This window comes from Tepidisphaeraceae bacterium (assembly GCA_035998445.1).
Lineage (GTDB): Bacteria > Planctomycetota > Phycisphaerae > Tepidisphaerales > Tepidisphaeraceae > DASYHQ01.
In genome coordinates, this window is record DASYHQ010000038.1 from 14,590 (window position 1) to 36,870 (window position 22,281).

Sequence of the window (22,281 nt, forward strand, 5' to 3'; positions counted from 1 at the left end):
CGGCGCCTGGGCAGATGCGGCACGCCGGCGTCGCGGCCTTCAACGTAAGTCGGTCTCGGGGAACACCGCGCCGCCCCTGCGATCAACGGCGCCCCTTGCGGTAGGCGGCGGGCGTGGTGCCGGTGAGTTGGCGGAAGACGTGGCCCATGCGCTCGCGGCTCATGAAGCCGCTCGCCTTGGCGACGGCGGGGAGCGGGAGGTCGGTCTCCGCCAGCAGCTCGCGGGCGCGGGCGACGTGGACCCGCTGGACCTCGTCGTGGGGCGTACGGCCCAACGCCCGTCGGAAGCGCCGTTCCAGCGCGCGGCGGCTGACGGCGGTGGCGCGGGCCACGTCCTGAACGTCGATCGGCTCGCTGGCGTGCGCCGCGATGTACCGCACGGCGGCGGCGACGTCGGGGTCGTCCACCGCCAGCACGTCGCTGCTCCGCCGGACCACGACGCCGATCGGGTCGATCAGGATGCGCTGCCGCGGGGCGGCCTCCCCCCGCATCAGTCGGTCGAGCAGGGCGGCGGCCTCGAACCCGATGCGGCGCGTGCCCAGCGCCACGCTGCTGAGTGGCACCGGCGCCAGCTCGCAGCGGATGTCGTCGTTGTCCACGCCGACGACGGCCACGTCCTCCGGAACCGCCAGCCCGTGTGCTTTGCACTGGTCGATGACCTGTTCGCCCCAGTCGTCGTTGCACGCCAGCACGCCGAGCGGCTTGGGGAGCGACGCGAGCCATCGGCCCATGTCCGCCGGCACCGGGTTGCCCCGCGCCCCAGAGCCGGCGGTGGTGATCGCCGACGGGTAACAGTGCCACGACCCACCCGCGGCTTCCACAGCGCGCATGAAACCGAGGCCGCGCTCCATAAAGCTGCCGCCGCCCCAGGGCAACATCACGTAGGCGAAATGGCGAAAGCCGCGCTCGATCAGCGAATGGGCCACGAGCGCGCCGACCCGCGCGTCGTGGTTGGTCACCACCGGCCACGCCGGCTCGAGCGGGTAGTTCGAAACGTTGACCCAAGGCACGCGCCCCGTCGACATCGCGGAGGCGACGGCGCCATCGACCACGTGCCCGATCGCGCCGGCGGCACCTTCGCTGACCAGATCCGGCACAGGTTGCGGCGCGCGGAACGAGATCAACCGCAGGTCCCAGTCCGGCACCGTCCGGCCGTACTCGGTGATCCCGTGGAAGATCTGACGCGTCAGTGACAACTCGGTGTTCAGAATGAGAAAGATGGATTTCATCATCAACCATGACATCCTAATTAGTGCCGCAAAACATCTCAAATTAACCGCAATACATCCTGGCTGACGTCGATTTCGGAGGTATGTTCCCCCTGAGTCATTTCTGACTGCCAACGGAAAAATACCTTCATTAAGGCTTGGAGAAACACATGCACAAGATCCTACTTGCAGCCGCCGTTGCCGTTTCGTCGATCGGGCAAAGCGGCTATGCGGCCCCCTTCTTAAACGTCGAGTTCGGGCCTGGCAACAGCGCGACGGAGTCAGGCTTCACGAACGTCACGGCGGCCGGTGGGCCGGTCGTCACGTCCGCGGGTAACGTGACGGTCGCGCTCACCAATGCCCCAACTGGCAGTCAGCGAGACCGCGGGGTGCTCTCAGACAGCGGCGCGTTCACCTACGCGGACCTGTACGACGACTTCGTGCGGTCGGACGGTGGCAACACGCTGACCGTGGCGCTCAGCGGGGCGGGCATCCTGCCCGGCACGAGCTACGTGGTCACGCTCTACGGTTTCGACCCCCAGGGGACCGGCAGCGCGACCGGCTCCACCGTCGTGTCGAACGTTCAGGGCTACAAGCAGACGGGCGGCGCCTCGTTCGGCACCATCACTTACGCGGTCGTGAACGGAAATCCCGGTGCGTCGGCCCCGACGGCGAACGAGCAGTATTCGATCACCACCACGCTGAACTCGGGCGCGGGCGGACTGCTGAGCGTGGACATCACGCCCGTGTCCTCCACGAGTGGCTACACGTCCGCGATCCTGAACGCGATCCAGGTGTCGCAGGTGACGATGGTGCCAGAGCCGACGGCGCTCGGACTGCTGACTGTGGGCGGCCTCGCCGTCCTCCGCCGCCGCCGCCGCCAAGCCTAGTGAGTTAGTTCATCGCATCGCTAACGCGCGGAACCCTCGGTCTCGCGCGCAGAGGGTGTGTACCACGACACGGCGCGAAATGTTCGCATAGCGAATTCGGGCCGGTTGCGCTTAACTGAAAGGAGCCGGGTTTGACGTTGGTGGACGATCATCGCGAGGTGGGCGGGCAGATCCCGATCGTGCGGGAACTGGACGCGAGTAGTGCGGACGCCGCTACGGACCCGCACCGGCCGGCCATCTTCGCCGACGCCCCTGGGCGCGTGGAAGGCGTGGAACTGTACCGCGTCGACTGCACGAAGCCGCGGCACTTTAGCTTCGGCACGTGGCACAACCGCCAGCACCTGGTGCTACGCCTGCGGTGCGGCGCGCACAGCGGGTGGGGGGAGATGATCGTCGGCAAGAACGACCCCGGTTTCGACATCGCGTCGAAGTCGGCTGAGTTCGGGCAGCTGGTCGGGCTGGCGTTGCCGCAGGCGATCGCCCACGTGCGGGCCGCCGTCGGCCAGGGGGGCGCCAACGAGACGGAGATCGCGGAGATGGCGCTGATCGACCTGGCGGGCCGAACGATGGACCGGCCGGCGGTCGAACTGCTGCGCCTGAACGGGACCGATCCGGTGCCGGGGTTGTATTGCGTCCTGGACGACCGCCCGGACCGCGTGCGCGACGAGGCGCGCACCGCGCTTGCGCAGGGATTAACGACGCACTTGAAGGTGAAGCTGTTCGGAGAGCGGGAAAAGGACCTCGGCGTGGTGCGGGCCGCACGCGACATGTACGGCCCGGCCGCGTACGTCGTGGGGGACGCGAACTGCGGGTATCGCCGGCCATCGATCGACGCGCTGGCCGTCGACCTGCTCGCGCTGCACGCGGCGGGCCTGAGCGGGTGCGAGGACCCGGCCAGCCTGTCTAACGAGGATTGGGTGGCGTTGCAGGCGAAGGTGGGCGCGCTCGGCCTCGTTCCCGACGCGCCGGTGAAGAACGCCGCGCGCGCGCTCCGCACGCTGCTGCCGGGCATGGGCCGCGTTTACAATATCCACCCCGCCAACACGGGGTCGATCTTCGACGCCGTCGCGCTGGGGCGCAAGGTGCAATCGTTCGGCGCGAAGCTGATGATCGGCGACGACAGCCTCCTTGGTCCCGCCTGCCCGCGTGGGAGCAACTGGCCATCGGCCTCGGCGCCGACTGGGTCGAGGCGATCGAGAAACCGCAGGAGTGCGACGCGTTCCTCAACTGCCTCACTGGCCAGGCCACCGGGCGCACGGCGGACGGGCGCTTCGCGATGAACGCGCGGCGGCCCGGCTTCGGGCTGACGGTCGACGCCAGCGCCCTCGCGGCGGCAGCGGCGCAAAAGCACGTTCTGGCGTGACACGGCACGCGGCGTGCTCGCCTCGATCGAACGGAGCGCAGGGGCTTCACGCGAGGCTCGTCATCCTGATACGAATCCGGATTGATTCTTGCGTGTTCGTCATCCCGAGCTACCCCGAAGGATCTCTTCGTCTTTCACAGGTTTCAAGAGGTCCTTCGGAGTACCTCAGCATGACGAACACGCGGCAACGTTGTGTTTAGTACGTACGCGATAATTCAAACGGTCGCAGAACGAAAGAACTTTCGACGCTCATCGATAGCGAAAGTGAGATATAGCTTCAGCGTCCGTCACGCGCGTCGCGGCCGCCGCCCATCAGGCGAAGCCTAACGATCATTGCCTTCAAGCACTGACCGCTGCTGCGGCTGGGTCGTCGGCATCGATGTCGGAACCACTAGTGTGACCGGTCCAACCTTCCGACCCGTGATCATGATCGAAGGATCTTCACCGAGCGTGACGAAGTGCAACGCGTGCTGGACTGTCGCAGGCACCGATCCGAATGGCGCGCCGATCGCTTGGTTCTCGTAGATCCTAAAGACCACCATCGGTGGATTCGTGTTCAGCACCGCAAGCCCACTTTTCGTTGCGGCGAAATGTCGACCTATCAAGAACGCACAGGCTAGGCCGAGCAGTAGCCAGCTAAAGGCCCAGATCACCCGATCGCCCGCGAACTGCCGAAGCAGGAGGAGCGACGTGACGGGCCGGAACGACACTCTACTGGTCAGCGGCGATGCGAGCAGTAAAACCACGACCCCGATCGCAAGGTACGCCCATTCCACGCCTTTCGCACCAAATGCTTTGAAGGTAATCGCGGCGGCGATGACAATTTGCATCAGCCGCATAAGGTCTAGGGGCAATCGTAGTCCGGCCGCATTGATGAGCGCAGGTATCCACTCGACCAGCGGCAGTAGGAATAGAAGAAGGATCAGCGTCGCCAACGCCCCTAACAACACATCGGTTAGCTCGAGGTGAATTAGCTCGGCGGGGATTCCGAACGTGGTGCATTAGCCTAGTTCGTACGTGAATGGGACAAGGTATGCCACGGTCGACAGAACGGCCAGAACGACACCGTCGGACAGCCAGCTGGGCTTGTCGTCTTGCGTCGGGAGATTGCGTTCGGTTCTTGGCCCGGATCCGAAGAGTCGTCTCATTGATAATCCTTGTGCGGCAACGGCAGTAGTCCTAGAGCAGAATATCTGCGCCGTCGGAGTGACACGCGTTCTAAATTGCTCGATCTCTTCAACCAACGTTGTTCCGTCGGAATCAACTTGCTGTCCTCCCCCACATACCACACTGTGTCCCCAGCGCACGGCGATGTGCTGGGCGCAAACAAAATGGCCTCGCGGTGCTATCAACACCCGAGGCCGTGGCCATACCTTTCTAACGAGGTACGACATGCCAGAGCATACCGAAGAGTCCCCGTCCGTTCACGACCTGCACACCGACGCGTACGTGCCGACGTGCCGCTTCCATCCGGGCCGCCGGGACTACGACCTGAGCCAAGACCTGCTCGACGAGCAGGAGTACCGCCAGACGCACTGCGATTGCTGCGGCGGCGTGACGCCAAGCACGGTCGTGGCGGGGGTGCACATGCAGATGTGCGATTCATGATTGCGGGCGGCGCTGTGGGAGACGCTGGCGGAACTGGAGGAGGGGAGGGCGGCGTGAGGGGATTGACCCTGCCATTGGCCCCGTCGGGGACCCGGCGGGGGCTTCCTTCGTCCCTCACTCCAAAAGGAGTCCACCCATGCGCCGCTTCGCGAACAACCTGCACGTCACCCCCTACATCCCGGCCCCTGTCCTCTGCCACGCGGTCATCACGCACCGACAAGGCCCAGCGCGACGCGATCGACTCGGTCCTGAGCATCGAGCTTCATCGCCTAACCGCGTCGTTCAATTTGACGGACCGAACGGTCACGAGGCCCACCCCGCCCGACGCGCGCGGTGGGCCTCGTCGTTTTTCCCGAACGACCCGCTTGGAAACTCATTGTCTTCTAATGCGCAACTGATATCGTACATGATCGCGGCGAGGGCCAGAACGCGGGGATGCGTCTGGACTTCGATGCGGGGTGAGTGGTCGAGGGCATCGCGATGCCGTCATTCACGTCCACGTTGGGGTTCGAACTCAGGTCCGGAAAATAAAGTCGATCTCGGCCAGCAGGTGGGACCGACGAGAGGGCTTCAATGCAAGTACGCCGAAATTTCAAGAGCACCAAACTTCATCCGGTCTCGCGGGCGGTTTTTGAAACGTTGGAGGAGCGTCGGCTCCTGGCGGTCGACCTGCTGGTGGACCTGAACACGAACACCGAGTCGTCGTCGCCCGCTCAATTTGCCCGCGCGGCCGATGGGACGGTCTACTTCCGAGCCAACGACGGTAGGACCGGAGCCGAACTGTGGCGCACCGACGGCACCGCGGGCGGCACGGCGCTCGTCGCGGACATCGCGCCAGGTTCGGCCGGTTCGATGAGCACCGATCCGACGAGCAGTAACCCCTTAAACCTCGGCATCCTGGACAACCAGATCTTCTTCGCGGCGCGCAGCGTGGACAGCGACACCGAACTTTGGACCAGCGATGGCACCGAGGCCGGCACGCGGCGACTGAAGGACCTGAACGCGGGCCCCGCCAGCAGTTCACCGCGCCTCTTCACGACGGCCGGCGGGAAGATGTTCTTCGTCGCCAACACCGGCGGCGTCAGTGGCCAACTCTGGCAATCGGACGGGACGGCCGACGGCACGTCGCTCGTCAAGCCGATCAGCGCCAGCCCGAACGGCGCCGGCATCACGGCGCTCGTGCCGTTCGGCGACCGCGTCGCGTTCGTGGCGTCGGACGCGAACGGCCCCGAACTTTGGGTGAGCGACGGCACGGACGGCGGCACCTACATCGTTCAGGACATCGCGCCGGCGGGCAGCGCCGCGTTCGTGCAGAACCTGACGGTCGTCGGCGACCAGCTGTACTTCACCGCGCGCGATTTCTCCGACCCCGCGCAGTCGCCCTTCGCGCTGTACAGGACGAACGGCGCCGCGGGTAACCTCCAGCGCCTGCACACGTTCGCCGGCAGCGCCACCTCGCCGTCGGCCATGACGGCGGTCGGGTCGACGCTGTATGTCGCGCAGCCAGGCTATTCGGCGGGAACGACGCTCTTCAAGAGCGACGGCACCTCGGCGGGCACGGTGGCGCTGCGGGGCTTCTCCTCGCTCGCCTGGCTGACCGCGGCCGGTGATACGCTCTACATGACGGCCAACGGTAGTGCCCTGGAGGGCGCAGAACTCTGGAAGAGCGACGGCACCGAACAGGGCACGCAGCTCGTGGCGGACGTTGTCGGTGGCGCGGTAGGCAGCAGCCCGAGCAACCTCACGGTCGCCGGCGACACCCTCTACTTCACGGCCAACCCGATCGTGTCCGGCAAGGGGCAGACGCTCTACCGCTCCGGCGGCACCGCGGCCACCACGGTGGCGCTGGGCACGACAGGCGTGGTGGGCAGCAGTTCTGCGGCGCGGGCCCCAAGCCAGCTGCTTGCCGTCGGCGACGGCGTGATGTACGCCGGTTCCGACAACGCCACCGGCACGGAACCGTGGCGCACCGACGGCACCGCGGCCGGCACGGCGATCGTGCGCGATATCAATACGATCTCGCTGCCGTCGACGCCGGGCAGCGCCGTGGTGCTGAACGGCAAGGCAATCTTCGCCGCCGCGGGCCCGCTCGGCCGCGAGCTGTACAGCTCGGACGGCACGACCGCCGGCACGACGCTGTTGAAGGACATCTTCACGCCCAACACGCTGCCCAACCACTTCGGCGCCATCGGCGGCAGCTCGCCTGCCAGCCTGACGCGCGTCGGCGACGTCGTCTACTTCGCCGCCGCCAGCATCGAGAAGGGCTACGAGCTCTGGAAGACCGACGGGACGACCGCCGGCACCGTGCTGGTGACGGACATCAACACCAGCGGCAACTCCTCGCCCGCCAACCTGGTGAACTTCAATGGCACGCTGTACTTCAGCGCCGACGACGGGACCAACGGCATCGAGCTCTGGAAGAGCGACGGCACCGCCGCCGGCACGGTGCGCGTGACCGACCTGGCGACCGGCGACGCCTCGGCCGGCCCGACGTCGCTCACCGTCTTCAACAACCAGCTTTACTTCTCCGCCGTCAGCACGCAGTTCGGGCGCGAGCTGTTCCGCAGCGACGGCACGACCGCCGGCACGGTGATAGTGAAGGACATCAGCGCCAGCGGCAACTCCTCGCCCGCCAGCCTGACCGTCGTCGGGGGCTTGCTCTACTTCGTCGCGACCGACGGCAGCACGGGCAACGAACTGTGGCGCACCGACGGCACGACCGCCGGCACCGTGATTGCCAAAGACCTTAGCGTGGGGTCGGCCAGCGCCAGCCCTGCGCAATTGACGGCGGTCGGTTCGACGCTGTACTTCACCGCCTTCACCTCGGCCACGGGCGTCGAGCTCTTCAAGAGCGACGGCACCGCCGCGGGCACCGTGCTGGTGAGCGACGTGCGCGCCGGCACCGGCAGCTCGTCGCCGACCGCGTTGTTCATGGTGGCCGGTCGTCTCTACTTCGGCGCCGACGACGGCGCGAACGGCCGCGAGCTCTGGACGAGCGACGGCACCGGCGCCGGCACGGTGCTCGTGAAGGACATCAACCCCGGGGCGGGCGCCAGCTCCGCGCCGCAGGGCTTCTTCTCGTTCAACGGCCGCGTGTACTTCGCCGCGACGACGGCGCAGGCCGGCAGCGAACTGTGGGCGACCGACGGTACCGCCGCCGGCACCGTGCTCGCGGCCGACATCAACCCGTACCTCTCGACGGCGACGGGGGGGCCGATCGGCAGTTCCCCCTTCCTGATCGCGATCGTGAACGGCGCGGCGATCCTGTCGGCCAACGACGGTGACCATGGTGCCGAGCCGATGCGCTTCGCGCCGCCCGCGCTCCCCCCGAACGCCGCGCCCGTGGCGATCGTGGATGGCCCGATCGGGTTCACCGAATCCAGGACGAGCGGCCCCACGTTCAACGGGTCGGCGTCGTACGACCCCGACGGGACGATCGCCTCGTACGAGTGGGACCTGAACTACGACGGCAAGACGTTCGCGCCCGACGTGTTCGGCTCGCGGTACACCTTCGCCTTCGTCGATGGCCCGGCCACGTTCACCGTGGCGCTGCGCGTCACCGACAACGCCGGCGGCACCGCGATCGTGTCGCGCACGATCACGGTCACGAACACGGCCCCGCTGTTCAGCGCCACGTTCGGCAACAACCCATTGGAGGGCCAGAGCACGGCGCTGAACGTAAACCCGTACTACGACGCGGGCTTCGACACCGTCACGAGCTGGACCGTCGACTGGGGCGACGGCCAGACCGCGACGTTCAACGGCGGCCTGCTGTCGCTGACGCACGCCTACGCCGACAATGGCGCCTACGCGATCACCGGCACCGCCACCGACGAGGACGGCACCTACGCGTTCGGCCCCTACAACGTCAACGTGCGCAACGCCGTGCCCACCAATATCGCCACCAACGGCCCCGCGACGATCGACGAGGGGCAGTCGGCAACCTTCAACGGCTCGTTCACCGATGCGGGCGTGCTCGACACGCACACGCAGTCGTGGAAGGTGCTGACCGGGTCCGGAACGCTGCTCGCCACCGGCAGCGGATCGAGCTTTGAACACACGTTCGCCGATAACGGGTTCTACGTCGTCCAGTACCAGGTCACCGACGACGATGGCGGCGTCAGCTCGATCGCGAGCCGGTCCATCACCGTCTGCAACGTCGTCCCTGCGCTTCGGGTCGCGGGCGCGTCGACCACCGATGAGGGGGCGACCTACACCCTTGTCATGTCGGCCAGCGACCCGGGGCAGGACACGATCGCCTATTGGACGATCGACTGGGGCGACGGCGTGACCGAACGGGTGGATGGCAACCCCTCGACCGTCACCCACGTCTACGCCGAAGGCGCCGCCGCACGGCGCGTGCGCGCGACGGCGACCGACGAGGACGGCACGTGGCAGGCGAGCGGCGCTTACGGCGGTACGGACGGCGTCCCCGATAGTGCGTTTGCCGCAAACGGTAGTGCCGTCACCGGCATTCCCGGCTCGACGTACAACCAGAACTTCCGGTCGCTGTTGGGTGGAAAGGTCATCACGCGCAGCGATGGCGGGGCGCTCGTCCTGTACACCTACTACGACCAGCCGGCGTCCGTGTCCCACGCGATCGTCGGCGCCTATCGGCCGGACGGGTCGCTCGACACGTCCTTCGGCGTCAACGGACTTGCCAGGCACGCCTTCGGTGCCCCGAGCGCGTTCTTCGACGCGCGTGACCTGGCGATCGACGCCAACGGGAAGATCGTCATCTCGATCTACGCCGGCAACAACACCGGCGGCGTCGCTCGGTTGAACCCGAATGGGACCGTCGACACGACCTTCGGGCAGGGTACCGGTTACGTCAGCACGGGGTCGATCTACAGCTCCACGGCCGTCCACATCCTGCCCGACGGGAAGATCCTCTCGCTGCACGCGGCCGCCGGCACGTCGGCGAAGGTGGTGCGGTGGCTGCCCGATGGCGGCATCGATCCGTCGTTCGGAGACGCGGGGTCGGGGACCGTGCAGATCGTCGACGCGAACGGTTTGGCGGTGGGGCCCGATGGGGCGATCGCGGTAGTCGGAAAGGCGCTGATCAACATCTCCCTGCCGTACGAACTGGCGTTGGCGCGGTTGACGGCCGATGGCCGCCTGCCCGCGACCAACGCGCTGGTCAGGGAGGGCGGCTTCCCGTACAGCGACGTGTATAACGCCGTCGCCATTCAGCCCGACGGCAAGATCGTCGCCGTGGGGGCGGTCGGCACCGCGGGGTCGAACCCGACCACGGCCTACGACGGGATCGTCATCCGCTACAACGCCGACGGCACGCGCGACACCGCGTTCAACGGCTCAGGACAGCGGCAGATTCGCTTCAACGCCGCGACCGCCAACGCGTTGCACGACGTGACGATTCTGCCCGACGGAAAGATCCTGGTGACCGGCCACAACACCGGTGACTTCGCGGCCGCGCGCATCAACGCTAACGGTTCGCTCGACGACTCGTTCGGCGTCGGTGGCGTGCTCGCTACCGGCTTCGGATTATCGGCCAACGAAGTGGCCACCGGGCTGGCGGTACGACCCGATGGGCGGTTCTACCTGACCGGCATTCGAACCAGCAGCGTCGCGGAACAGCTGCCCGACCGCATCCTGCTCGCCCGCTTCCGCCCCGCCGACCGGCTGCAGGTCAACAACGTCGCGCCGAGCGTGTCGCTCAGCGACGATGGCTCCTCCACCGCGACCGAGGGCGCCGCCATCACGCTGACCGCCTCGGCGACCGACCCGTCGACCGCGGACGCCGCAGCCGGGTTCAACTACGCCTGGACCGTCACGAAGGACGGCGCCGCGTACGCCAGCGGAAACACCGCAAGCGTCGCCTTCACGCCAAACGACAACGGGACCTATGTCGTCTCGACCACCGCGACCGATCGCGATGGCGGCACCTCGAGCGCGGCGACGCGCACGATCGTCGTCGACAACGTGGCGCCGATTGCGGCGCTGGCCAACGGGCCCGCGAACGGCACGAGCGTCGAGGGAACGGCCGTCTCCTTCTCGGCCAGCGCAACCGATCCCTCGCCGACCGATACGGCGGCGGGCTTCGGCTACAGCTGGTCGGTGACGAAGGACGGCGCGGCATTCGGATCCGGCACCGGCGCCAACGTCGCCTTCACACCGGACGACAACGGCGCCTACCTCGTCTCGCTGACCGCTGCCGACAAGGACGGTGCCACGGGGTCGACGTCGGTAACCGTCACCGTGACCAACGCCACGCCGACGCTCGACGTGAGCGCGTCGCCGACCAACGTGGTCGAAGGTCAGGCCGTCACCTACACCGCCGACGGCAGCGACGCCGGCGCCGCCGACCGGGCCACGCTCACCTACGCGTGGAACGTGACGAAGAGCGGCAACCCGTTCCGCAGCGCCAGCGGCCCGTCGGCGTCGTTCACGCCGGACGACAACGGCACGTATGCCGTGTCGGTCACGACGACCGACAAGGATGGCGCGACGTCGGCTGCCGTCGCGCGCACGCTCACCGTCGCCAACCGCGCGCCGACCGCCACGTTCGCCGCGATCGGCGACGCGGCACAGGAAGGTAGTCCGACGAGCTTTACGTTCTCCAATGCCGACGACGCCGCCGCCGACCTGGCTGCGGGCCTTCGCTACAGCTTCGACTTCAACAACGACGGCGACTTCACCGATGCCGGCGACGTGCTGAACGCCACCAGCCCGACCGCCACCTTCGCGTTCCGCGACAACGGTTCCTACACCGTGCGGGGGCGCGTTACCGATCAGGACGGCGGCCTGACGAACTACTCGACGGTCGTCGCGGTCGTCAACGTGGGCCCGAGCGTCGCGGTCATAGCCAGCACGACCAACGGGCGGCGCAACAAGGCGATCGACTTCACCTTCCGCGCCACCGACCCCTCGGCCGCCGACCAGGCGGGCACGTTCAAGTATCACGTGGACTGGGACGGCAACGGGTCGGTGGACCAGGTCATCACCGGCACGTCGAAGGTGAGCGCGTCGCGCACGTACAAGTCGGGCGGGTCGTACAACGTCCGCGTGTATGCCGTGGATAAGGACGGCGGCATCGGCCCGATCACGCAGCTGCTGATCCGCATCGCCTGATCGCGCGAGCGGTCGAATTCAGAGTATGTCTCGAGTGCCACGGGTCCCGCCCCGGCCGTCGTCGAAGGCCAAGCCCAAGTCGTCGCCCGTGCGCGTCGCGCCGCCGAAGGTCACCGCCGCGGCCGCCATTCCCTTGGACGAGGACGGCGACTTCGGGGAGTTCAACAAGGCGGCCTGACCGCTCCTCCAGTTGCGGCCGCGCCGGTGAATAGCCGGCGCGGCCGATTTGCCATCGCAGTCGTGGAACGCATTGCGCGACAATCGAAGGGGCTAAACATCTCGGACGCAGGAAAGGATCAGCCAATGGCGGAGACGGTTTCGATCAACGGCAGGCGGCACCACCTGCTGGACGAGGCAGACTCCGAGCGCGTCATCGCGCGCGACGGCGGATCGACGGACTAGGCACGGTCGTCGCTCTCGCGAAGTGTGGCTGCCTTCCTGGGGGAGCGGGGGTGGTCCCAATCCGAGTTCGCGCGGCGCGCCAAGGTGTCGATCTCGGTGATCAACCGCTTGATGAGCGGCCGCAACGTCGGTAGTCCTCTAACCGTCACGAAGATCGAACGGGTGCTAGCAGGGGAAGACGACGCTAGCTACATATCCTAACGGCGCTGAACGCCCCCTCGCCATAGCTCCGCGTCGGACGGTTGAGCGACGAGCTTTGTCGGCGCTGCTGCGGCGGCACTACTGGCACGTGGGATCATTGGGTGTGCCCACAAGCAATTGATTTTGTCGAAGGTGGGAGACGCTGGCGGAGCTGGAGGAGGGACGGGCGGCATAGCGATCGCATGGCCGTGCCATCACTCGTCCGAGACGATCCGCTCCGCCTCCTCCAAGAGCCGAGCGATCCGTTCGCCGCGCCGCGTGAGCGCGAACCGGTTGGCGGGGGTGCTGCGGTCGACGGCTCGTACTTAAGCACTGCCATTGACGCCTGCGCATCTGAACGTGGTGAACGAGGCGCGCGTCGACCACGGCGGGTGGAGCCAGATCAAGAAGAGCTATCAGAACCAGAACGGGGCCGTCAACACGGCGACGACGCCGGCCGTCGAGTACATCTACGCCGACAGCGGCACGAACTACCAGTCGATCTACGTGCGCCTGCGTGAGTATCAACTACCCGGACGGCCGCAACGTCTACTACCACTACGAGGGGACGGCCGACAGCGACGACTGGGTGCTGGCGCGGCCGATCCGCATCGAGGACAGGACGGGGCTTGGAGAAGCGAATCGCGCTGAGCGGTGCGCGAGGGTCGCACTACGGGATCGCGTCCAGCAGGGGTCGCGCGACCTGGTTCCATCCGAAGCGGGCAGCGAAGCGGAGCGAGGCGTCGGCGATTTCGGCGCGAAGGGCGGGGTCGTGGTACAGGTGATCCAGTCGGTCGGTCAGATCCGGCTCGTCGATGAGCGAGCGGGCCACGCCGCGCGCGTGGACCTCGGTGCCGCTGACGCGAACGCGCTGCAAGGGGTGGGGCAGCAGTTCGGTGCACGACGAGCAATCGGTGGCTAGCGTTGGCACGCCACACGCCTGGCTTTCCAGGAGGGGCAGTCCGAAGCCCTCGGCCATCGTGGGCAGGACGAACACGTAGAAACTGTTGTAAACGGTTGCCAGATCGTCGTCGCACAGTCCCACAAGCGGATCGTAGTTCAGAGTCGCGCGCGTGTGGTCGGTGACGCCGTGGTGGTCGAGGATTAGCTGCAGGTCCTGTTCGCCGACGATGGGCGTGTGCAGGTAGAGCAGCGCGTCGGGCTTGTCGCGCGCGAAGCGGGCGAACGCGGCGATCAGCGCGGGCAGGCTTTTCCGCCGCTGGTTGGCCGCGACGGTGCCGACGACGAACTTACCCGCTACGCCAACGCGCGCCTTGCATTGCGCTTTGTCCAGCGGCCGGAAGACTGTGTGGTCCACGCCGTGCGGCATTACGACCGCCGTTCGGCCTGCTTGCGCACGCACAATGCCGGCGGCGTACTCGCTGAAGACGATGGCCCGGTCGACCGCGTTGATCCAAGCCTTCCACGAGTCGGGCAACGGCTCTGAATCGATCGGAAAGCAGGCTATCCAGGGCAGGTTCATCGAACGCCGCAGCGTCGGAAGTTCATCGAACATCCAGGGGTCGCCGATGGTGATGAGCCGTTGCGGCGACCACTCGGCACGCACCTGCTGGACGGCACCGCCGAAGTCGTTCACGGCCGATGGCACGATCGGGAAGCCATGTGGGTTGCGTTCGCCAGCGTAGCCCGCACCGATGGCCCGCACCGCGTGGCCGGCATCCATCAGGCACTGCGCCAAGTCCCGCGTGACCCGCCCGTAACCGGTCGAGAGCGTGGGGCTGTGGCTGGCAAGCAGAACCTTGGCCATCGGGTGCTCCTTGACACCCATTGTGGCGGGCGGGTGTAATTAGCCTGCAGCTCTCAAAAAGGGGGAGCTCGTTCCCTGAATATTTATCACAGAGACGGCACCCAATGTACAATTCGACCCGCACCACGTATGCCATCGAGGCGCTCGAACCGCGCCAACTGCTGACCACCTTCCTCGTGTCCAACACCGCCGACGCAGGGGAAGGTTCACTGCGCCAAGCGATCCTGAACGCCAACGCCGACGCCAACGCCGACAACATTCATTTCGCCATCGCGTCGCCCGGCCCGTGGTCGATCGCGCCGCTCACAAACCTGCCTACCATCACGGCACCGGTCGTTCTGGACGCGACGACCCAGCCCGGCTATGCCGGCAAACCGGTGGTCGAGATCAAGGGGCCGGACTTGGCGTGGAACTCGGTTGGTTTTCACGTCTGGGACGGCTCGGATCATTCCCTGATCCGGGGCCTGGTCATCAACGGATTCCAATACGGCATCATTACGCGGGGCATCTCCGTACGGGTGGAGGGGAACTTCATCGGTACCGATCTCAGTGGCACCGCTGCGGTGGGCAATGGCATAGGCGTGCTCGCGATGGGTCGCAACGCGATCATCGGTGGCTCCGTCGCCGCTGCGCGAAACGTGATTTCGGGCAACCGCGAAGGCGTCGGATTCAGCAGCGGAAGCGGTGAGGGCACGGTGATCCGTGGCAACTACATCGGCACCGATCACACCGGCACCACTGCGGTCCCCAATAGCACAGGCGTGTTCATCTTTGGCCGCTCAACGATCGTCGGAGGCACGACTGAAAACGCTTCCGACTGGAACGTCATCGCGGGCAACAGCGGGTCGGGCATTTACGCACACTGGGATCAAAACGCACGAGTTCAATACAACCGCATTGGCATCAATGCAGAGGGCAGGGTCCTGCCCAACGGCGGTCCGGCCATCGAGCTTAATGCCGGAACGTACACCATCGCTCACAACGAGATCGGGTTTGGCGCTAGTCGGGGAATCAGCGTCCAGGGCGACGCCCGCGCGCTCATCTACGAGAATCGCGTCGACCGAAACGGGCAGTTGCCCACTTGGGCCGAGATCGACTTGGGCAACCAAGGTTCAAACTTCAACGACGCGGGGGATCTGGACAGCGGGCCCAATGACCTGCTGAACGCGCCGACCGTAACCTCAATCGAGGGCACGCCCTCGAGCCCAATCGTGCGCGGCGCGTACCACGGCTTGGCCAACACGTCGATCACGATCGACCTTTACCTGCGCGGCTCCGGCTCGTCGCGCGCGCACCTGGGGCGGACCACCATCGCCACCGACGCCAACGGTAACGGCAGCTTCGCCTTCAATTCTGACCCAACGTGGATCGCGGCGGGCGGCAGGATCTTCGCGACGGCGAGCATCATCGATGCCCTCGGCAATGGCGGCGTCACGTCGGAAATGTCGGAGGCGGGGTTGCCCATCGGCGGCGGCTTCATCAGCGGGTTCATCGGGAACGATGTGAATGGCGACGGCGTGATCGACCTGGCCACCGAGAGCAACCTCGTGCCGGACCGGACGGCGTACATTGATGCCAACGAGAATGGCGCGCTCGATGCGGGCGAACGCCGGTTCGTCACCGAGGTCGATGGGTTCTGGTTCAACTTCCTTCAGCCCGGCCGCTACGTCATTCGCCAGGTCGTGCCGGCGGGGATGCGCCAGACCCGGCCCAGCAGCCTAGACCCCGCCGCGCAGGACGCGATCGTCATCGATCTGATCAACGGACAGCGGGCGCGGGCCGACTTCGCGACGACCGCCGCCCCGCTGACGGCCGACGCGGGTGGGCCATACACGGTGAGCGAGCGGGCGACCGTTGGCCTGAACGGTAGCGGGCACTCCGATTCGGGCTCGATCGTGAAATACGAGTGGGACCTCGACTACGACGGCTCATCGTTCCAGGTCGACGCGACCGGCGCTCGGCCGGCGTTCTCGGCCGCAGCGTTGGACGGACCGGCCGCCACCTGCACCGTCGCGCTGCGCGTGACCGATTCCGCTGGCGCAACGGCGATGTCGGCGGCGCGCGTGACCGTACTGAACGTGGCGCCAACGGCGACGTTCTCGATCAATGGACCGGTGACGGCGGGCGCGCCGGTCACCGCGTCGTTCACCAAACCGGTCGACGTGTCAGCCGACCTGCAATCGCTGCGGCACTCGTTCGACTTCAACAACGACGGCGACTTCACCGACGACGGCGACGTGAGTGGTTCGACCAGCGCCACGGCCTCGTTCACCTTCGCGACCGCCGGCACGTTCAACGTGCGCGGGCGGATCGCCGACAAGGATGGCGGGTACACGGACTACACGACGGCGGTCACCGTCAACCCGGCCACGCCTCCGCCGACCACATCAGTCGTTCTCCAGGCGGAGGACGCGGTTCTCAGCGGCGGGGCCGCCAAGGCCAGCCAGCACGCCGGCTTCATGGGAACGGGCTACGCGGACTATGCCGGCAGCGGCTCGGCCGCCCAGTGGGCCGTCACGCGCACGGCCGCCGGCGCCGCGACGCTGTCGGTGCGCTACGCCAACGGCGGCACGGCCGACCGCCCGCTGACCGTCTACGTCGACAACGTCGCCGTCGGCACGCTCGCCTGCGCCCCGACCGGCTCGTGGACCACGTGGTCGACCGTCTCGCTGGCGGCGACGCTGGCGGCCGGAACCAGCACGATCCGCCTCGTCGCCAGCACGTCCGCCGGCGGGGCCAACGTCGACGCGCTGACGATCACCAGCGGCAGCGACCCGGTGCCGCCGCCGCCACCACCACCGCCGCCGCCAACCGACCTGGCGAGCGTGACGCTGCAGGCGGAGGACGCGCTGCTGTCCAACGGCACCGGCCGGTCGACCCAGCACGCCGGGTTCACCGGCAGCGGCTACGCCGACTACGCCGGCAACGGCTCGGCCGCCCAGTTCACCGTCAGCCGCACGGCGGCCGGCGCCGCGACGCTGCAGCTGCGCTACGCCAACGGCGGCGCGGGCAGCCGCCCGCTGACCGTATACGTCAACGGCGTCGCCGTCGGCACGATCGCCTGCGCCCCGACCGGCGGCTGGGCGACGTGGGCGAGCACCTCGCTCGAGGGCGTGACGCTGGCGGCCGGTGACAACGCGATCCGCTTGGTCGCCAGCACGTCGGCCGGCGGGGCGAACGTCGACACGCTGACGATCATCAACGGCGGCGGCAGCGACCCGGTCACGCCGCCGCCGGTCCAGCCGTCGGTGACGGTGCAGGCGGAGTCGGCGACGATGGTCGGCGTGACGCGGCAGACGACCAACGGCGGCTACACGGGGACCGGTTACGCCGACTTCGGCGGCGCCGGCTCGTACGTCCAGTTCACCGCCAGCCGCACGACCGCCGGGGCGACGACGCTGAAGCTGCGCTACGCCAACGGCGGCACGACCGCCCGCCCGGTCAGCATCGCGGTCAACGGCGCCGTCGTGCAGAGCAGCGTCGCCATGAACGGCACCGGCGGCTGGACGAACTGGCAGGAGCTGACGCTGACGCTGGACCTGCTGGCCGGCAGCAACGTGATCCGCCTGACGAGCACAACTGCCAACGGCATCAACCTCGACGCCGTCACGGTCGGGTAGACATTGCACGTACTCTGGCGTGTGCTACATTGAGGTGAAGTGCCCAGTGCTGCGAGGTAGCAGAATGCTGGCCAACGCTCGCTAATGCTGCTCGACGCAGCCTCATCCACGCTTTTGATCTGAAAACGCAGAGAAAGTTCGAGGAGGGTCAGGCGCGGGGATCTTCGTAACTTCTTGTATTGCAAGGCGTTAGAATATATGACGGCGAGCCCTGTTAACGGAGTTCGCGGGGTTCGCTCGTTTTCGGGCTGGTTTTGCGGGGTTTTCGTGATGGGGCGGATGAGAGAGGGATGGGGAGAGGAGTCTTGGCTTGGATCACTTTCACCGTCTCGGCCGCCTCAGCCCTGAGAACTCGCGGACTCTCTGCTCTATCTTTGGTCGCCAGTTAACAACCGCGTCGGGAATGGACCCCGTGGCTAACAGCGTTCGAAATGGTGCTAGGGCGGGCTGGCAACTAGCTAGCTGCTGGCCGGGCCGACGGCGATGACGCGGCCTCAAAGTGCTCAACGATCACCCCCGATGCACTTCCCGGCGCGGAACGGCGCCGCGCCAGACGTACGACCGCGTGGCCGCGTCGAAGACGTAACGGGAGACGCTTTCGCGGCCACGGGTGGTGGGAGGGGTCGGCAGTTCGGTCAGGCACGTTCGCTGGCGCGTCCCGTCGGGCATCTGCTCCCAGGGGCCGGGTTCGTAGTACAGGTCGTGCAAGGTTTCGCCAGCGGCCCAAATGATGCCGGCCACGGGTCCACCGACGAGTTTGTACCGCAGGCTTCGACCTCCAAGGCCGGGCGACGGATCGACGTTCTGCAGCCCGCCGCGCGACGGCACCGCGCGCCATCGTACCCGCTCGGCCGGGCGTGGGCTTGGGGATCGGATCGGCCCTAAAGGCCACCGGCACGTTTCCGCACCGGTGGCCGTGACTTCCCTGCTGTAGTGGCTGCGAAGGGCACCGTCAAAAGCGGCCCGATCGCATGCAGCACTTCTTAAAAGCAGCGGTTCGACCCGCACGGGCACGGGTCGTTGCGGCCGAGCTTCTCGACGAGTTCCTTGTCACCGTGGACGACGCGGAGGCCGCGCTTCACGTGCGTCTCGGACGGGAAGCCGCGACGACGCTTACTGGTGCGCTCGAAAGCACGGCTGGTCGAAGTGCTGATCGTGGTCGTTGCGCATGGGACACCTCCGAATAAAGTTGCTTCTGACCACCTAACGTATGGCACCGGGTCGGCCCAAACCACCGGAAGCTTACCCGCCGACGCGGTCCGGTGCAGGGGTGGGCTATTTAGAGCAGCTATCAGATCATTGTAGCCCATAGCCGCAGTGCGTGATGTAACTTTGGGCATCGTTTAGCGTGACGCGGGCGAGGGCCATGCCGATGGCGTCGAACAATCCACCGACGGTGCGTTCGCCCATGGAGCGCTGCACGCCTTTGACCTTCGAGAGCGCCATCTCGATCGGGTTGAAGTCGGGCGAGTATGGCGGCAAGAGCAGGAACTTGGCCCCAGCCGCCTCGATCAGCCGCCGCGCCGCCGGGGCCTTGTGGGGGCGAGGTTGTCCATCACCACCACATCGCCGCCGCGAATCGCCGGCACCAGGGCGTCCTGCGTGAACGCGACGAACGTGTCCGTATCGGTTGCCCCGTCGAAGCTGGCAGAGGCGACGACGCCCCGGGTGGTCATCGCGGCGATGGTGCTGATCGTCTTCCAGTGCCCGTGCGGCACCCGCGAGACGACCCGCTCGCCCGGCGGGGCCCGGCCGTGGGTTCGCCACCGTGCCGGAACCACCGGAGCCCCGAACTCGTCGACGCAGACCAATTGGTCGAGCCGCACCCCGGCGAACCGGGCGAGCCAGCCCGCCCGGACTGCCGCCACGTCGGGGCGGCCCTGTTCGCTGGCATGCGTCGACTTTTTTTACGCGGCAGGTTGAGCCGCTTGAGCGTGCGGCTGACCGTCATCATCCCGGCTGGCGTGCCCAGGGCCCGGGCCACTTCGGCCAGCGTGGCGTCGGGCCGCGTTCGGATCAGCTCGCGGATCGCCCGCTCGTCGGCTTCGTCGTAGCGACGCAGGTCGGTGTGGCGGGCGGTGCTCCTGGGCTCGAGCGTGCCGCGTTCGCGTCCCTGCTGCATCAGCCGCCGCACCCACGACGCCGAGCAGCCGAACGCCACCGACACCTCGGTCGAGGAGCCGCATTGGTCGTACGCACGCGCCACGGCTTGTCGGTAGGCCATCGACGCAGCGTAACCAACCCGAACGAATAGCGCTACGACGATCTGATAGCCGCTCTAGTGTTTCATTGCAACTGAGTTGAAGGGTAAAGTTTTCGGAGTTTGATGCGTGCGTCCGCGGTGGTGAAATGCCAGTCGACCCTCACGACGGCTTGATTTCGTCGTTGTTCCTACGCCACCACTCCGCGTTCAAGCGTTTGGCGGTCGGGGATGCGGCGGTCGAGGCACTGGCGGCCAGCACTCTCAGTCGCGACCTCCGCGACCTCCGCGACGTTGAGCCACGAGCCGTACCTTGGCGTGTGGTGCCACTCGAACCGTTGAGCCAGGCGTCGGGCCCCGGCCGGTTCGGACGCTTCGTACAACGCGGCCGGCGCGTGCGTGGAGAGGTTATCGCAGACCAGCCGGATCCGCGATCGACGCCCGCGTAGAGTTCGCCACTGACGGACCTTCAGGAACCGGGCGAAGTCGATGCTCGTTCTTCGTTCGGTGACCTCGACGTGGCGGTGGCCCGCCAAGGGTTCGTTGGCCATGAACAGGTTTGCCATCCTTTGCCGCACGTAGTGGCAATCTGCCTTTGCCGGGGATGCGGGGCGCACGGGCAGGGGCTCGCGGACGTCGCGCCGATCAACTGCTTGCCGCCCTCGTCGACGCACACGACTGGATGTGCGGGATCGTACGGCAGGGCATACAAATCCAGCACGTCTTCCATGTTCGCTACGAACGCCGCGTTCGCTTTCGGCGGGATGACCCACTGCTGCTTAAGCCAGGGCTTGGGCTCGTTTTTTGAGCGTGCGCCACACCGTCGCCGGGTCGATCGACCCGACGACTTTCAACTCGACCAACTGCTCGGACAACGGCGACATCGTCCAGCGGGCGTGGCCGTCGGGTGCCGGCGAACAGGCGACCGCAACGAGCTGCGCCTCCGGCCGGCCGTCGAGCTTTCGGTACTGGCGGCCCGTGGGACGTTTGCGGTGCAACGCCGCGTCGAGCCCTTCGTCGACGAACGGCCGACGCACGCGCCGCACCGTCATGAACGAACAGTTCAGCGTCCGCCCCGCACGCGTGTCGCTCCAACCGTCCGGCCCGCCTTCGTCAACCTTCAACAGGATACAAGCCCGACGCAGCAACGCCGACGGATGCGTCCCCGTGTGCACGAGGCGATTCAAAGTACGCCGCTGCTCATCGCTCAACACGACCGATACTTTGGAGCAATCGACATGCGTCCTCCTTGACGATCACGCCGATTCCATCACAACGGTTCAACTCAGTTGCAATGAAACACTAGCCCGGGCCTCACCCGACGCAAGCGACGTCCATGTTCAGTAGTTGTCCGAGCTTCTCGATGCGGTCGGCGACGTGGCCGACGCCGACGGCGCAGTGGTGGGCGGGGCCGTGGGCGTTCCAGGCCTCGACGAACCGCCGGGCGCCGCAGGCGAAGCGGTAGCGGCTGTTGGTGTTGCCGATCTGCAGGATCGGCCCCGCCACGCTCTGGCCCTCGGCCACCAGCAGCTTCAGCTTACCGCCAGCCGCCTCGACGACGCTTAGCAACGTCACCGGCCCGTGCCGCACGCTCATCTCCACGCTCAGCCCGCGACCGACCTTGCCGTGGTAGACGCCCAAGGGCCGCACCTTGGTCCGCCCCTGGGCGATGGCGATGTGGCCCGGGCCGTCGTGGCCCATCAGCACCACGTCCGCCGCGTAGTCCATCGCGTAGTACTCGGTGAAGCTGCCGCCGACGCCGAACGTGTCCAGGACCTTCATCGCCTGCGCGTTCTTCACCTCCAGCTCACCGGCGACGGGGACGCCGCGGGCCGTCAGCAGGCTGTTGCCCAGGATGATCGAGCTGATCGCGTCCTCGTTGGCCGGGTTGCCGCTGCCCATGTAGTAGTAGGCCAGGCTGCCCAAGTCGTGGGCCGCCACCAGCTGGTCC

At 67.0% G+C, this 22,281-nt stretch carries 17 protein-coding genes; 7 read left to right on the forward strand and 10 right to left on the reverse strand.

Going from position 1 to position 22,281, the window contains the following annotated elements:
* Positions 1 to 82 precede the first annotated feature (82 nt).
* Entirely contained in the window at positions 83 to 1,231 is a 1,149-nt protein-coding gene (locus VGN72_15250) for a DNA-binding transcriptional regulator (GenBank protein HEV7300721.1), read from the reverse strand.
* A gap of 146 nt (positions 1,232 to 1,377) precedes the next feature.
* Between VGN72_15250 and VGN72_15255 the strand changes: the two genes are divergently transcribed.
* The gene (locus VGN72_15255) at positions 1,378 to 2,097 is read left to right on the forward strand and encodes a PEP-CTERM sorting domain-containing protein (protein ID HEV7300722.1); all 720 of its coding nucleotides are present in this window, start codon (positions 1,378 to 1,380) and stop codon (positions 2,095 to 2,097) included.
* 140 nt (positions 2,098 to 2,237) lie between these two features.
* Positions 2,238 to 3,377, forward strand: coding sequence for an enolase C-terminal domain-like protein (locus VGN72_15260; GenBank protein ID HEV7300723.1), 1,140 nt, complete (start codon positions 2,238 to 2,240; stop codon positions 3,375 to 3,377).
* 406 nt (positions 3,378 to 3,783) lie between these two features.
* Here the strand turns inward: VGN72_15260 and VGN72_15265 are convergent, their stop codons facing one another.
* Positions 3,784 to 4,395, reverse strand: coding sequence for a hypothetical protein (locus VGN72_15265; protein HEV7300724.1), 612 nt, complete (start codon positions 4,393 to 4,395; stop codon positions 3,784 to 3,786).
* A gap of 457 nt (positions 4,396 to 4,852) precedes the next feature.
* On the opposite strand from VGN72_15265, the gene VGN72_15270 reads away from it, so the two are divergent.
* The 4 genes from VGN72_15270 to VGN72_15285 all read left to right on the forward strand — a co-directional run bounded on the left by VGN72_15270 (position 4,853) and on the right by VGN72_15285 (position 13,393).
* A complete protein-coding gene (locus VGN72_15270) occupies positions 4,853 to 5,068 on the forward strand; it encodes a hypothetical protein (protein HEV7300725.1) in 216 nt (71 codons plus the stop codon).
* 573 nt (positions 5,069 to 5,641) lie between these two features.
* Positions 5,642 to 12,160 carry an ELWxxDGT repeat protein gene (locus tag VGN72_15275; protein HEV7300726.1) on the forward strand — a complete coding sequence of 2,173 codons (6,519 nt, stop codon included), beginning with the start codon at positions 5,642 to 5,644 and terminating at the stop codon, positions 12,158 to 12,160.
* A gap of 25 nt (positions 12,161 to 12,185) precedes the next feature.
* On the forward strand, positions 12,186 to 12,338 hold the full coding sequence (locus tag VGN72_15280) for a hypothetical protein (protein ID HEV7300727.1): 153 nt from the start codon (positions 12,186 to 12,188) through the stop codon (positions 12,336 to 12,338).
* Positions 12,339 to 13,081: 743 nt separating this feature from the next.
* Positions 13,082 to 13,393: a hypothetical protein gene (locus VGN72_15285; protein HEV7300728.1), complete on the forward strand. Its 312-nt coding sequence runs from the start codon at positions 13,082 to 13,084 to the stop codon at positions 13,391 to 13,393.
* Positions 13,394 to 13,412: 19 nt separating this feature from the next.
* Here VGN72_15285 and VGN72_15290 read toward each other — a convergent pair whose 3' ends face one another.
* A complete protein-coding gene (locus VGN72_15290; GenBank protein ID HEV7300729.1) occupies positions 13,413 to 14,510 on the reverse strand; it encodes a glycosyltransferase family 4 protein in 1,098 nt (365 codons plus the stop codon).
* A 104-nt stretch (positions 14,511 to 14,614) separates the two neighbouring features.
* Between VGN72_15290 and VGN72_15295 the strand changes: the two genes are divergently transcribed.
* Positions 14,615 to 18,130 carry a carbohydrate-binding protein gene (locus VGN72_15295; GenBank protein HEV7300730.1) on the forward strand — a complete coding sequence of 1,172 codons (3,516 nt, stop codon included), beginning with the start codon at positions 14,615 to 14,617 and terminating at the stop codon, positions 18,128 to 18,130.
* Positions 18,131 to 18,640: 510 nt separating this feature from the next.
* On the opposite strand, the gene VGN72_15300 is transcribed toward VGN72_15295, so the two are convergent.
* The 7 genes from VGN72_15300 to VGN72_15330 form a co-directional block, all read right to left on the reverse strand.
* Positions 18,641 to 18,958, reverse strand: a complete 318-nt coding sequence (locus VGN72_15300) for a hypothetical protein (GenBank protein ID HEV7300731.1) — start codon at positions 18,956 to 18,958, stop codon at positions 18,641 to 18,643.
* 155 nt (positions 18,959 to 19,113) lie between these two features.
* Entirely contained in the window at positions 19,114 to 19,212 is a 99-nt protein-coding gene (locus tag VGN72_15305) for an SEC-C metal-binding domain-containing protein (protein HEV7300732.1), read from the reverse strand.
* 214 nt (positions 19,213 to 19,426) lie between these two features.
* A complete protein-coding gene (locus VGN72_15310) occupies positions 19,427 to 19,645 on the reverse strand; it encodes a transposase (protein HEV7300733.1) in 219 nt (72 codons plus the stop codon).
* Positions 19,642 to 19,956: a transposase gene (locus VGN72_15315; protein ID HEV7300734.1), complete on the reverse strand. Its 315-nt coding sequence runs from the start codon at positions 19,954 to 19,956 to the stop codon at positions 19,642 to 19,644. Before VGN72_15315 ends, VGN72_15310 begins: the two co-directional genes overlap by 4 nt.
* Before the next feature lie 565 nt (positions 19,957 to 20,521).
* Positions 20,522 to 21,103 (reverse strand): transposase, encoded by a 582-nt coding sequence (locus VGN72_15320; protein ID HEV7300735.1) that lies wholly within the window; start codon positions 21,101 to 21,103, stop codon positions 20,522 to 20,524.
* 6 nt (positions 21,104 to 21,109) lie between these two features.
* Complete coding sequence (locus VGN72_15325) at positions 21,110 to 21,517, reverse strand: helix-turn-helix domain-containing protein (GenBank protein HEV7300736.1); 408 nt, start codon at positions 21,515 to 21,517, stop codon at positions 21,110 to 21,112.
* A gap of 127 nt (positions 21,518 to 21,644) precedes the next feature.
* On the reverse strand, positions 21,645 to 22,281 hold a 637-nt coding region (locus VGN72_15330), incomplete at its 5' end, for a hypothetical protein (protein ID HEV7300737.1).